The 12,573-nt window shown below is 68.5% G+C and carries 10 protein-coding genes; 7 read left to right on the top strand and 3 right to left on the bottom strand.

Annotated features, from left to right (window positions below; translation table 11 throughout):
* Nucleotides 1-39 precede the first annotated feature (39 nt).
* The 4 genes from ASG51_RS12360 to ASG51_RS12375 all read left to right on the top strand — a co-directional run bounded on the left by ASG51_RS12360 (nt 40) and on the right by ASG51_RS12375 (nt 4,967).
* Nucleotides 40-2,013 carry a CoA-transferase gene (locus ASG51_RS12360; protein WP_056381139.1) on the top strand — a complete coding sequence of 658 codons (1,974 nt, stop codon included), beginning with the start codon at nt 40-42 and terminating at the stop codon, nt 2,011-2,013.
* A 97-nt stretch (nt 2,014-2,110) separates the two neighbouring features.
* Entirely contained in the window at nt 2,111-3,019 is a 909-nt protein-coding gene (locus ASG51_RS12365) for a LysR family transcriptional regulator (protein ID WP_056381566.1), read from the top strand.
* Nucleotides 3,020-3,210: 191 nt separating this feature from the next.
* Nucleotides 3,211-3,966, top strand: coding sequence for a glucose 1-dehydrogenase (locus tag ASG51_RS12370; RefSeq protein WP_056381141.1), 756 nt, complete (start codon nt 3,211-3,213; stop codon nt 3,964-3,966).
* An 80-nt stretch (nt 3,967-4,046) separates the two neighbouring features.
* Entirely contained in the window at nt 4,047-4,967 is a 921-nt protein-coding gene (locus ASG51_RS12375; RefSeq protein WP_056216020.1) for a bestrophin family protein, read from the top strand.
* Nucleotides 4,968-5,088: 121 nt separating this feature from the next.
* On the opposite strand, the gene ASG51_RS12380 is transcribed toward ASG51_RS12375, so the two are convergent.
* Nucleotides 5,089-5,970 carry an AraC family transcriptional regulator gene (locus ASG51_RS12380; RefSeq protein WP_056381569.1) on the bottom strand — a complete coding sequence of 294 codons (882 nt, stop codon included), beginning with the start codon at nt 5,968-5,970 and terminating at the stop codon, nt 5,089-5,091.
* Between the two features lie 187 nt (nt 5,971-6,157).
* Nucleotides 6,158-7,270, bottom strand: a complete 1,113-nt coding sequence (locus tag ASG51_RS12385) for an asparaginase (RefSeq protein ID WP_056381143.1) — start codon at nt 7,268-7,270, stop codon at nt 6,158-6,160.
* A gap of 253 nt (nt 7,271-7,523) precedes the next feature.
* Between ASG51_RS12385 and ASG51_RS12390 the strand changes: the two genes are divergently transcribed.
* From ASG51_RS12390 to ASG51_RS12400, 3 genes are all read left to right on the top strand, one after another.
* Complete coding sequence (locus tag ASG51_RS12390) at nt 7,524-8,456, top strand: LysR family transcriptional regulator (protein ID WP_056216016.1); 933 nt, start codon at nt 7,524-7,526, stop codon at nt 8,454-8,456.
* Between the two features lie 190 nt (nt 8,457-8,646).
* Nucleotides 8,647-8,946, top strand: a complete 300-nt coding sequence (locus ASG51_RS12395) for a hypothetical protein (RefSeq protein WP_056216013.1) — start codon at nt 8,647-8,649, stop codon at nt 8,944-8,946.
* Between the two features lie 477 nt (nt 8,947-9,423).
* Complete coding sequence (locus ASG51_RS12400; RefSeq protein ID WP_200927247.1) at nt 9,424-11,502, top strand: TonB-dependent siderophore receptor; 2,079 nt, start codon at nt 9,424-9,426, stop codon at nt 11,500-11,502.
* Between the two features lie 43 nt (nt 11,503-11,545).
* Here the strand turns inward: ASG51_RS12400 and panB are convergent, their stop codons facing one another.
* Complete coding sequence (gene panB, locus ASG51_RS12405) at nt 11,546-12,370, bottom strand: 3-methyl-2-oxobutanoate hydroxymethyltransferase (protein WP_056277125.1); 825 nt, start codon at nt 12,368-12,370, stop codon at nt 11,546-11,548.
* Between the last annotated feature and the right edge of the window lie 203 nt (nt 12,371-12,573).

Genomic DNA, 12,573 nt, shown 5'->3' on the forward strand with positions numbered 1-12,573 from the left:
GCCCGTCGCCGGCCTGGGGTACGGAGGACGGCCCGGTTCATGAAGAAAAACAAGGTCATCACGGCTGGCGAAGCGATCGCTCTGATCCGGCACAACGACGTGGTCACCACGACGGGCTTCGTCCAGAGCTGCATTCCGGAGGCGCTGCACGCTGCCCTGGAGAAGCGCTTCGTCGACACCGGCGCACCCCGTGACCTGACCCTGATCATGACGGCGGGGGCCGGCGACAGCAAAGGCCTCGGCACCGGGCGCCTGCACCACGAAGGCCTGCTGAAGCGCGTCATCGCCGCCAATTTCGGCCGCATGCCGAAGGTCGCCAAGGCCGCGCAGGAAGACAAGATTCTCGGCTACAACCTGCCCCAGGGCGTGATCTCACAGCTCTACCGGGCCTGCGCCGCCGGCCAGCCGGGACTGTTCTCCAAGGTGGGCCTGCACACCTACGTGGATCCGCGCCACGGCGGCGCCCGGGTCAACACCGTGACCCAGGACGAAATCGTCAAGCTGGTCGAGGTCGATGGCGAGGAGTGGCTGTTCTACACCGCCACCAAGATCGACGTCGCCTTCATCCGCGGCACCTCGGCCGATCCGTCGGGCAACATCTCCTTCGAGAAGGAGGCGCTGACCCTGGACTGTCTCGCCCAGGCCATGGCGGCGCGCAACAACGGCGGCATCGTCATCGCGCAGGTCGAGCGCATCGTCGATGACGGCTTCCTGCTGCCCAAGGACGTCCGCGTGCCCGGCATCCTGGTGGATTGCGTGGTTCTCGCCGAGCCCGAGATGCACCGCATGAACTACGGCGTGCAGCACGATGCGGCGCTGGCCGGCCAGATCCGCGTGCCCGTGAGCGGCATGAAGAAGATGCCCCTCGACGCCCGCAAGATCATCGCCCGGCGCGCGGCCTTCGAGCTGCCACCCAACGGCGTCGTCAACCTCGGCGTCGGCGCTCCCGAGGGCATCTCGGCGGTGGCCAACGAGGAGAAGGTCACCCCCTACATCACCCTGACCACCGAGGCCGGCGCGGTCGGCGGCGTGCTCGCGTCGGGGTCGAGCTTCGGCGCGGCGACGAACGCCGATTGCGTCATCGACCAGAACCAGATGTTCGACTTCTACGACGGCGGCGGCCTTGACATGACCTGCCTCGGCCTCGCCGAGTGCGACCAGTACGGCAACGTCAACACCAGCATGTTCGGTGGGCGCCTCAACGGCTGCGGCGGCTTCATCAACATCAGCCAGAACGCCCGCTCGGTGGTCTTCGCCGGCACCTTCACGGTGGGCGGCCTGGAGACCGTGATCGAGGACGGCAAGCTCCGGATCGTCACGGAAGGGCGCTCGCAGAAATTCCTGCCGCAGGTCGAGCAGATCACCTTCAGCGGGCACTACGCGCAGATGCGCTCGCAGCCGGTGATCTACGTCACCGAGCGCTGCGTCTTCCAGCTCACCGACGAGGGGCTGGAACTCATCGAGGTGGCCCCCGGCATCGACATCGAGCGGGACATCCTGCCCCATATGGGCTTCCGGCCGATCATCAAGCAGCCGATGCCGATGGATGCCCGCCTGTTCCGCGACGAGCCGATGGAACTGCTCGCCGACCTCTTGAACCTCAACCTGCCGGAGCGGGTGAGCTACGACACCGAGCGCAACATCCTGTTCGTGAACCTGGAGGGCTGGCACGCCCGCGCAAAGAGCGACCTCGACGACCTGCGCATGGTGCTGGTGGGGGCCTGCAAGAAGGCCGGCCAGCGGGTCAACACGGTGGTCAACCACGACGGGTTCCGCATCAACGAGAACCTCTACGACGACTACGCCCACATGATCCAATACCTGCAGGCGAATTACTATCTCACCACCACGCGCTACGCGACCAGCGCCTTCCTGCGCCTGAAGATGGAAGAGGCCCTCAACCGCCGCGGCCTCGCCCCCCACGTCTTCGAGCGCAAGGAGGACGCCCACGCCTTCCTCGAAGGCGCCGGCAAGGTGCGCCGCGCCTCCACGGCGATCGCCTCGGCGGCGTGAATCGAAGGGCGTCGTCGGCCCGGACGCCGGCGTCGCGCCACGTTGAGGCGCGCTCATGGTTCTTGCGTCGGCGCTTCCGCGCCGGCACAACCGGTCCGTGCCACCCCCTCGTCCCAGCCTGCCGGCCCTCGGGGCCTTCCTGGCGATCGCGAAGCATCGCAGTTTCCGGCGTGCGGGCCTCGAACTCGGCGTCAGCGCCTCGGCCCTGAGCCATGCCCTGAAGGGTCTCGAGACGCAGCTCGGCGTCCGCCTCCTCAACCGGACCAACCGGAGCGTCACCCTCACCGCCGCCGGCGAGGATTTTTTCGCGTCGCTCGATGGGCCCTTCCTGGCGATCGGGCAGGCCGTCGAGGCGCTGAACCGCCATCGCGGTGCGCCGGCTGGGCGCGTGCGTCTCAACGTGCTGGAGCACGCGAGCGCGCTCCTCCTCGCCCCGGTCCTTCCGGTCTTCCTCGCCCGCTACCCGGACATCGCGATCGATGTGCGCGTGGCGAATCGCCTGCTCGACGTGGTCGATGCGGGCGCCGATGCCGGGATCCGCTACGGCGACACGGTCCCGGAGGACATGGTCGCGCATCGCCTCTCCGCCGACATCCGCTGGGTCGTGGTGGGCGCGCCCGCCTATCTGGAGCGCTTCGGGGTGCCGGCGCATCCCCACGACCTTCTCGCCCATCGCGGCCTGCGCGTCCGGCTCGGCGACGACCGCATCTATCATTGGGAGTTCGAGCGGCACGGCGAGGCCATCGCCGTCGATGTGCCGGGGGCGCTGACCCTCGACAGTACCGGCCTCGCGGTGGCCCTCGCCCAGGCCGGAGCGGGCCTCGCCTACCTGCCCGAACCCTGCGTGACGCCGCTGATCCGGGCGGGCGCGCTCCGGTGCGTGCTCGGCGACTGGTCTGCGTCCGGCGCCGCCTTCCACCTCTACTATCCGGGGCGCCGTCAGCTGCCGACGGGCCTGCGTCTGCTCATTGCCCTCATCCGCGAGATGCGCCCGCTCGGCTTCTAGGTCGCGTCGGATCGGCCGGGCACGATGAACGGGACTCATCGCTCCGATGAGGCGATGCCGGCTCACGCCTCGTTTTCGCCCCGCCTACATCGCGGTGGGCGCTCCGGATCGAGGGGCCGATGGCGACGCGGTCATCGGGACATCCCGCGAATCCGGGACGTCCCGCTTCCCGAACCCGTGAGGTCCCGCCCATGTCCCGTCCCGATCGATTCACCGGCCGTGTCGCCCTCGTCACCGGAGCCGCGAGCGGCATCGGGCGCGCCACCGCCATCGCCTTCGCCCGGGAAGGGGCCCGCGTCGCCATCCTCGATCGGACCGAGGCCGCGCTGCAGCCAACCGCGGAGGCGATCCGGGAGGTCGGCGGCGAGGGGCTGGTCCTCGCCTGCGACATCGCGTGGCCGGAGCAGGTGGAGGCGGCGATCACTGAGACGGTCGCGACCTTCGGCCGGCTCGACATCGCCTTCAACAATGCCGGCGTCGAGAACGTCGCGGCACCGGCGGCGGAGATCGCCCTCGCGGACTGGGACCGTATCCTCGGCATCAACCTGCGCGGCACCTTCGTCTGCATGAAGCACGAGATCGCGCAGATGCTGCGCCAGGGCGGCGGCGTGATCGTGAACACCGCGTCGGGCGCCGGCATCCGGGGCGTCGCTGGCGGCGCCAGCTACGCCGCCTCGAAGCATGCCGTCATCGGTCTCACCAAGTCGGCCGCCCTCGACTACGCCACCGCCAACATCCGGGTGAACGCCGTCCTGCCGGGCAACATCGCGACGCCGATGATGGACCGCTTCACCGGGGGCGACATCCAGAAGGCGATCGACCTGGAGCCGGTCGGCCGCCTGGGCCGGCCCGAGGAGATCGCCGAGGCGGTCCTGTGGATGAGCGCCGAGCTGGGCGCCTTCGTCACCGGCGCCGCGATCTCGGTCGATGGCGGCTGGTCGCTCTGATCCTCCCGTCCGCGGTTCGGCTCGCCCCCGTCGAGGCGGGCGCGGTTGCGGGACGCGCCGCGGCCTGAGAAGACGGAGGGATGATCGTCCGTTCGCGCCCGAGCCTCCTCGACATCCTGTTCACCCTGCGCGGCTCGATCCTGCCGAAGGTCGCCCTCAAGGTCGGGGGCATTACCCTGGTGGCGGTGGTCGTGGTGGCGGTGGAGCGGCGCTGGCCCGAGGCGTTCCCGATCACCGCCGGCGTCGGGCCCTTCACCCTGATCGGGATCGCCCTGTCGATCTTCCTGAGCTTCCGAAACAGCGCCTGCTACGACCGTTGGTGGGAGGGCCGCCGCGCCTGGGGCAGCCTCGTGGTCGAGACCCGGGGGCTCGCCCGGCTCGTGACCGCCCTCCTGCCGGGGGAGCCCGTCGAGCCCCTGCGCGGACGTACCCTGCGGCGGCTCTCGGCCTTCGCCCACGCCCTGCACGCGCAGCTCCGCGGCGGCGATCCTCAGGCGGCGGCCGCGCCCTGGCTTCCGGAGGCGGAGGTCGCGCCGCTGGCCCGGCATCCGAGCGCGGCGGATGCGGTGCTGGCCGGGCTCACCGCCGATCTGGCCAGGGCCTATCGTCAGGGTGTCCTCACCGACGTGCTGTTGGCCGCCCTGGAGCACAAGATCGCCGCCCTGGCACAGGTCCAGGTGGTGTGCGAGCGCATCCAGAACACCCCGCTGCCCTTCGCCTACACCCTGCTCCTCTACCGCACGGCGTGGATCTACTGCCTGCTGCTGCCCTTCGGCCTCGCGGCCTCCCTCGGCTGGGCGACGCCGGTGGCGACGGCCCTGGTCGCCTACACCTTCTTCGGCCTCGATGCCCTGGGCGACGAGTTGGAGGAGCCCTTCGGCCTCGCGCCGAACGACCTGCCCCTCGACGCGCTGCTGCACACCGTCGATGGCATCGTCCTCGACGCCCTCGGAGAGACCGCGCCGCCGCCCCTGGTGCCGAAGCGCTACCTGCTGACGTGAGGGGGCCGCCCTGCGTGCATCCGACGGTGCCGACCCGGCGCCTCGGCTGAGGTCTGGGAGGGGTTGAGCGTGGCCTGTCGGCTTCAGGCGGGGAAGCGAGACACGTCGCCTTTGCGCAGGGTTATTTCAGCGGCAGGAACACCTCCGCGACCGCCTCGTGCTCCGGCATCTCCGGGAAGAACGAGAGGCGCTGGCAGTAAAGCGGGAAATCCCGCGCCTCCTCGCCGCTGGCCGGGAGCCACCCGCGATAGAGATAGAGTGCGGGAGGCTCCAGATTGTCGGTGTTGCCAACGACCCGCAGCACCGCGCAGCGTCCGCCGGGGATTTCGCCGACCTTGATTTGCTTCCCGTTCGCCGCGATCGGCTGGTCGGTTCCGACACAGAGGTCAACGCCATAGTCGGCGGGCGACACGGGACGCCGGTCGGACCGCCAGACGGTGAAGGTCGGGTTCGTGCTGGGGCGCAAGCCGGCGGCCTTCCGCCATTCGATGAACCGCCGAATGGTAGCCCCGAGCGTCGCCGGATCACCGCGGTGCTCCATGATCGCCACCCGCGTCGATGGCACATCGCGGATCGTCACGTCGTCGGGCGTGAATGTTCTCAGCATGAGCGTGTTCCTCGCGTTGTCGAGAGGCCCGAAGGCCGCGAGCCACGATCCCCAGTCGGGAGCCTTGCTGAAAGACGACGGCGACTGCCCAAACCGTTGCCGAAAGGCACGGGCGAAGGCATCTGGTGCGTCGTAGCCGGCATCCATCGCCACTTCCGTGACGCTTTGGGCATCCCTGTAGGCCAACCGGTATGAAGCGCGCTTCATGCGAGCAAGCTGAACGTAGCGATGCACGGACATCCCGAAGGTCGCTGTGAACTGCCGATGGAAGTGGAACTTCGAGAAAGCCGCGATGGCGCTGACCGTCTCCAGATCCAGATCGTCGTCCAGGTGCCGATCGATGTGATCCAGCACCCTCCGCATCCGGGCGTGGTAGTTTCGGAGCGCCGCACTCATCATCCCGACCTTCGTGGCGCGACCAGCTAGGCGCAGACGGGCATGACTTGCTCGACCGATCTTGCGGTTCGGCGCGGGCTGTATGCTGCTCCGAAGTCTGTTCGCGGGCGAGCCGTATCCTCGCGTGAAGGGCAGATTTGGGTCGACGGCGGATACGTCCCGAAGCGTCCGCCATCGATCCGAGGTGTCAGTATTCCCAGAAGATCCGCTGCAGCTCCTTCGAGTCCTGCGTCTTCGTCAGGGCGACGGCGGCGAGGATCTTGGCCTTCTGCGGGTTGAGGTCGTGGGCGACCACCCAATCGTACTTGTCGTCGGGCTGCTCGGCGTTGCGCAGGACGAAGCCGTCGCCGACGCGCGAGGAGCGGATGATCTGCACGCCCTTGGAACGGATGTCCTTCAGGGTGTCGACGAGGTAGCCCGCCACCGAGCCGTTGCCGGTGCCCGCATGGATGATCGCCTTGGCGCCGCCCGCCACCGCGCTGGTGTAGGCTTCGGGGTGCATGTTGCCCGAGCCGTACACGATGGCGACCTCGGGGAGGCTGTCGATGCCGTCGATATTGAATTCGGAGGTGGTGCCGTGGCGCTTCACCGGCGCGCGGAACCAGTAGGTCTTGCCCTCCACCACCATGCCGAGCGGACCCCACTGGCTGAAGAAGGCCGAGGGCTTGATGTTCACGCGCTTGGTGGTGTCGCGGCCGGCCTGGATTTCGTCGTTCATGGTAAGCAGCACGCCCTTGGCGCGGGCATCCTTGGCGCCGGCCACGGTGACGGCGTCGAGGAGGTTGAGGGCGCCATCCGCCGAGATCGCGGTCGAGGGCCGCATCGAGGCCACCATCACGATGGGCTTGTCGGTCTTCACCACGAGGTCGAGGAAATAGGCCGTCTCCTCCACGGTGTCGGTGCCGTGGGTGACGACGACGCCGTCGACGTCGTCGCACTTGACCAGGGCCGAGACCTTCTTGGCGAGCTCGATGAGCTGCGCGTTGGTGAAGCTCTCCGAGGCGATCTGGAACGCCTGCTCGCCGCGCACGTCCGCCACCCCGGCGATGGCCGGCACGGCGGCGATGAGCTTGTCCACCGGCACCTTGGCGGCCTGGTAGGTGGCGCTGTTGGCCGCATCCGCGCCGGCGCCCGCGATGGTGCCGCCCGTGGCGACGATGACGACGCGGGGCTTGGCCGCAGCGGCGGGGGCGGAGGCCGTCTCGCCGGGCTTGGCCGGAATCGGGCCCTCCAGCGCGATCGCGGGGAGGGCGGTTCCGACCATCAGGGCCATCAGGGCGATCGGCAGGGTACGGCGCATGGGAATACTCGGGTCGTTTCGGGAGCGGCATTGTGGCGCCGCGCACCGGCGAGGCCCAGCCGAAAAACGCGCCCGTGACGGGTCAATCCCGAGGCATCCGAAAAACCGTCATCGGGGAGGTTGGATCGCGCGAGCCACCGGGCTGTCTCGGGGGCCGTCCTGACCGGAAGATCCGGCGGGGGCCTTGCACACCCGCCCGTCCGGGGCGAGGAGGCTGTGCGGTACTGCGGGGATCGAGCGGAACGAACCGATCATGACCATCGATCACATCGATCTGTCCCGGGTCGACCTCAATCTGCTGGTCGCCCTCGACGCGCTCCTGGCCGAGCGCAGCGTGACCCGGGCGGCCGCCCGCATCGGCATCGGCCAGTCGGCGATGAGCAGCAGCCTGGCGCGCCTGCGCACCCTGTTCTCCGACGAGCTCCTGACGCGCGCGCCCGAGGGCATGCGTCCGACGCCCCGGGCCCTGGCGCTGGCCGAACCGGTGCGGACCCTGCTGCGGCAGGTCCAAGCGCTGGTGCGTCGCGATGCCGAGTTTGATCCGCGTACGGTCACCCGCACCTTCACCATCGGCCTACCCGACAGCGCCGAGGTGCTGATCGGCCCCCGCCTCCTCGCCCACCTGCGACGGGAGGCGCCGGGCATCAGCCTGCTGCTGCGGTCCATCGACCGCATCCGCATCCTGCAGGAGCTCGATGCGGACCGGGTCGACCTCGGCATCGGCTTCTTCTCTGAGGGGCAGACCCACCACAAGCAGCGCCTGCTCTACCGCGACAGCTATCTCTGCATGTTCAATGCCGACCTCGTCGGCCTGACGCCGCCGATCTCGCTCGACGACTACCTACGCTTTCCCCACGTGCTCACCAGCCTGAAGGAGACCGCCCACGGGGTCGTGGACGATGCCTTGGCGCGGCTCGGGCGCCGGCGCACCCTGGCGGTGACGACGCCGCGCTTCCTCGCGGTGCCGTTCCTGGTGCGCAGTGCGCCCGTCCTGACCACGATGCACGCCCGACTCGCGACCTTCTTCGCCGGGGCGCTGGGCCTCACCGTGAGCCCGGCCCCGGTTGCCCTGGAGGATGTCGCGATCTCGATGCTCTGGCACGCCTCCTACGACGACGATCCCGCCCATCGCTGGCTGCGCCGGACCCTCCTCGCCCTGGTGGAGCAGCCGACCGGAACGATCTGACCGTCGGGGGGCGGGGCGCAGCCACGGAAGCGGCACAATCCTGCGCGATTTCCGCGGCGCGTGAGGATTCGCACGGATGTGATTCACGGGAGGGCGGGGTTCGTTACCGTTCATCAACCGTTCGGTGATTCCCTCCCACAGTGACGCTTCTGGATTTGCACAGGCTCTTCGGGATCAAAGGAACGGAGCTATGAAGAACTCGCTGGTCGCGGCCCTCGTGGCTGCCTCGTTCGCCGTCGCCGCAACCCCGAGCGCCCAGGCGCGCGATGGCATCGGAGCCGGTGGGGCCGCCGCCCTCGGCGTGCTCGGCGGCCTCGCCATCGGCGGTGCGATCGCCTCGTCCCAGAACGATGGCTACTATCCCGGCCGCCCGGTCTACCGCGCCCCGCGCCCGGTCTACGTCGAGGAAGAGGTCTGCCACATGGAGCGCCGCGGGTACGTCGACGCCTACGGCTACGAGCACATCCGCCGCGTCCGCGTCTGCGAGTAAGGCAGACCGAGGGGCGAGCGGCCACTCCACGATCCGTTTCGATGTCAGGCCAGACGGCCCCGCCTCCACGGCGGGGCCGTTCTCGTTCCGGCGGCCCCCTGGCTGCGCCGCCACGCCGGAACCGTTCACCAGGGTCGTCTCCGTTTCGCCGCTTCCTCGGGAGCAACGCGCCAGCGTCCAGCCCGCAAGCATATAATTGTATTAGTTCTAAAATGTTGCTCCGCGATCACGTCGCGAAGTTGTTTAGATCTGCGCCCTAACCGGCTCGTTGACCATCTGAAATTTTTGTTTCAATTGGCCACAATACATTTGGTCGTAGGTCGAACCGTGCCGTTTTTCTTTGTGATCCCCTCCGCACAACCGAGGCGCGGTATCTTCAGCTTGAGGATGGCCCTGGCCAGTTCAGTGGCTGCCATGGTTGCGAGTGCGGTGACTCCGGCGAAGGCCCAGCAATCCAGCCCGCCGAGCGCGTCGGCCGTGACCCTGGATACCCTTGAGGTCGTCGGCGATCGTCGGGGCGGCGCCGCGATCGGCGCGGCCGAGGATCCGCGCGGACCCGTTGCCGGATACGTCGCGACCCGCTCCGTTTCCAGCACCAAGACCGACACCGCGATCATCCGGACGCCCCAGGCGATCTCCGTGGTGGGGCGCCAGCAGATCGACGACCAGAAGCCGGCCTCGCTCGCCGAGGCGACCCGCTACGCGCCGGGCGTCCGCGGCGAGACCTTCGGTGCCGACCCGCGCAACGACTGGTTCCTGATCCGCGGCTTCACCGCCCAGGAATCCGGCTACTTTCTCGACGGGCTGCAGCTGTTCACCTCGGCCTTCGCCACCTGGAAGTTGGAACCCTTCGGCCTGGAGCGGCTCGAGATCCTGCGCGGGCCAAATTCCGGCCTGTACGGCGGCGCCAGCCCCGGCGGCATCATCAATGCGGTGAGCAAACGACCCCCCATCGTGCCGATCCGCTACGTCGAGACCGGCGTCGACAACTACGGCAACGCCTATGCGGGCTTCGACATCGGCGGTCCGGTGGATGCGCCGGGCACCGAGGGCAAGCTGTTCTACCGGCTCGTCGGCCTCGGCCGGGCGGGCGGCACGCAGGTCGACTACGTCAACAACGACCGCTTCTTCTTCGCGCCCTCGATCACTTGGAAGCCGGACGCTGACACCTCGCTCACCGTCCTCGCCCAGGTGCAGCGCGACCGCGCCGGCACCCAGAACTTCCTGCCCTACGAGGGCACGGTCACGCCCGCGCCCTTCGGCTTCATCAAGACGAGCCGCTTCACCGGCGATCCGGCGACCGACCGCCTGACCCGGTCCCAGGACATGATCGGCTACGAGTTCGAGCACCGTTTCGACAACGACATCAAGTTCCGGCAGAACGCGCGCCACGGCACCGTCACCGTCAATCTCTTCAACCGGTACGGCGGCGGCTACGCCACCACGCCGGCCGCGGGCGACCTCAGCCGGTTCGACTTTTTCACCCGCGGCGCCGCAGTGCAGAGCGACATCGACAACCAGTTGGTCATTCCGTTCCGCACGGGAGATTTCGGGCACACGGTGCTGGCTGGCTTCGAGTACCGCCGCTACCAGATCGACGATTACCAGGCCTTCGGCTTCGGTCCGTCGCTGAACCTGATCCGGCCAATCTACCCCAACACACCGCTCAACCTGGGCGCGCCCTACCAGAACGCACTGATTACCCAGAACCAGTTCGCGGCCTACCTGCAGGACGAGATCACGTTCGGGAATTTCTCGATGGTGCTCAGCGGTCGCCACGACTGGGTCGCGACCGACAACGACAATCGCATCGGCGCCAGCGCCAGCCGCGATACCAGCGCCTTCAGCGGCCGCGTCGCCTTGATCTACAACGACGAGTCCGGGCTTGCCCCCTACGTGTCCTATGCGCAGGGCTTCAACCCGACCGTCGGCCTCAACGGCGTGACCGGCCAGCTCCTGCTGCCTGAGAGAAGCGAGCAGACCGAGGTCGGCCTGAAGTACAAGCCCCCGGGCTTCGACGGCTATTTCGCCGCCGCCCTGTTCGACTTGACCCGCTCGAACGTCGTGACCACCAATCCGCTCAACATTCAGCAGGTGGTGCAGACCGGCGCGGTGAACTCGCGCGGTGCCGAGATCGAGATGGTGGCCAACCTCGCGCCCGGCCTGCGGGCCGTCGCGTCCTACACCGCCTACGATCTCTCGGTGACCCGCGACCTGAACACGGCCCTCCTCGGCCGGACGCCGACCAACACCCCGGAGCAGTACGGCTCGCTGTTCCTGGACTACACGTTCCAGAGCGGCGTCTTGCGCGGCTTCGGTCTCGGCGGCGGCGTGCGTGGCGTCGGACGCTCCTTCGCGGACCAGGCCAACGAATTCCGCGTGCCGGGCTACGTCGTCGGCGACCTCGTGGCCCACTACGATTGGGAAGGCTGGCGCTTCGCCCTCAACGTGTCGAACGTCTCGGACGAGCGGATCGTCAACAGCTGCAGCACCGTCACGGCCTGCTACTACGGCGAGCGCCGCCGGGTGCTCGGCAGTATCGGCTACCGCTGGTAGCCACCCGGGGTCGGTCTCGGCGGGATGACCCTGCGGAGACCGGTCACAGCGGCTGGTAGGTGTGCTCCTCGGCCGGGAAGGTGCCGGAGCGGACCTCCTCGGCATAGTCCTTCACGGCGGCCTCGATCTGGCCCCGCAGGGTGCCGAAGCGCTTCACGAATTTCGGCACCCGGTCGCTCAGGCCGAGCATGTCCTCAAGGACGAGGATCTGACCGTCGCAGGCCATGGTGGCGCCGATGCCGATGGTGGGCGTGGTGATGTCGGGGGAGGTGGCGATGGCCCGGGCCACCGGCTCGACGATGCCCTCCATCACGATGGCGAAGGCGCCGGCGTCATTGATGGCGCGGGCATCGGCCATCAGGCGGCGCTCGCCGTCGGCCTCGCGGCCCTGCACCTTGAAGCCGCCCATGGTGTTCACCGACTGGGGGGTCAGGCCGATATGGCCCATCACCGGCACGCCGCGCTCCACCAGGAAGGCCACCGTCTCGGCAAAGCGCGCGCCGCCCTCCATCTTGATCGCCCCGGCGCCCGTCTCCTTGAGCACGCGGGCAGCATTGAGGAAGGCCTGTTGGGGGCTCGCCTCGTAGGAGCCGAAGGGCATGTCCACGACCACCAGGGCCCGCGAGGTCCCTCGGATTACGGCCTGCGCCTGGACGATCATCATCTCCAGGGTCACCGGCAGGGTCGATTCCATGCCGTGCATCAGCATGCCGAGGGAGTCGCCCACGAGGATGAAGTCGCAATACGGGTCGAGGATGCCGGCGGTATGGGCGTGGTAGGCGGTCAGCGCGATGATCTTGCGCCCCTCGGCCTTGCGCTTCGCCAGGTCGATCGCGCGGATGCGGCGGGACTGAACGGCTTGCGACATGGGACTCCACCCGGCTGGTGCGGATCGCCGGAATGCCGGCGGACCGTCTGCTGGTGGCGTCTCTATACACGGCCTCGCTCGCACGCGCGCGGGCCGAAGTAACGGTCCCCCGGCATTGTCGCCGAATCTTCGCTCCGTAAAAATCTTATTTTGTCGGTGGCATACCAAATATCGCCCCCGCTGGCGACAGGTCATCTCAGCGA

Source organism: Methylobacterium sp. Leaf465 (genome assembly GCF_001424705.1).
GTDB lineage: Bacteria > Pseudomonadota > Alphaproteobacteria > Rhizobiales > Beijerinckiaceae > Methylobacterium.

Excerpts from the sequence above, each read along its gene's own strand:
- ASG51_RS12380 (WP_056381569.1), bottom strand. The coding sequence starts at position 5,970 with ATGAGTGCGGCGCTCCGAAACTACCACGCCCGGATGCGGAGGGTGCTG.
- ASG51_RS12370 (WP_056381141.1), top strand. The coding sequence starts at position 3,211 with ATGTCCCGTCCCGATCGATTCACCGGCCGTGTCGCCCTCGTCACCGGA.
- ASG51_RS12360 (WP_056381139.1), top strand. The coding sequence starts at position 40 with ATGAAGAAAAACAAGGTCATCACGGCTGGCGAAGCGATCGCTCTGATC.
- ASG51_RS12395 (WP_056216013.1), top strand. The coding sequence starts at position 8,647 with ATGAAGAACTCGCTGGTCGCGGCCCTCGTGGCTGCCTCGTTCGCCGTC.
- ASG51_RS12375 (WP_056216020.1), top strand. The coding sequence starts at position 4,047 with ATGATCGTCCGTTCGCGCCCGAGCCTCCTCGACATCCTGTTCACCCTG.
- ASG51_RS12390 (WP_056216016.1), top strand. The coding sequence starts at position 7,524 with ATGACCATCGATCACATCGATCTGTCCCGGGTCGACCTCAATCTGCTG.
- ASG51_RS12385 (WP_056381143.1), bottom strand. The coding sequence starts at position 7,270 with ATGCGCCGTACCCTGCCGATCGCCCTGATGGCCCTGATGGTCGGAACC.
- panB (WP_056277125.1), bottom strand. The coding sequence starts at position 12,370 with ATGTCGCAAGCCGTTCAGTCCCGCCGCATCCGCGCGATCGACCTGGCG.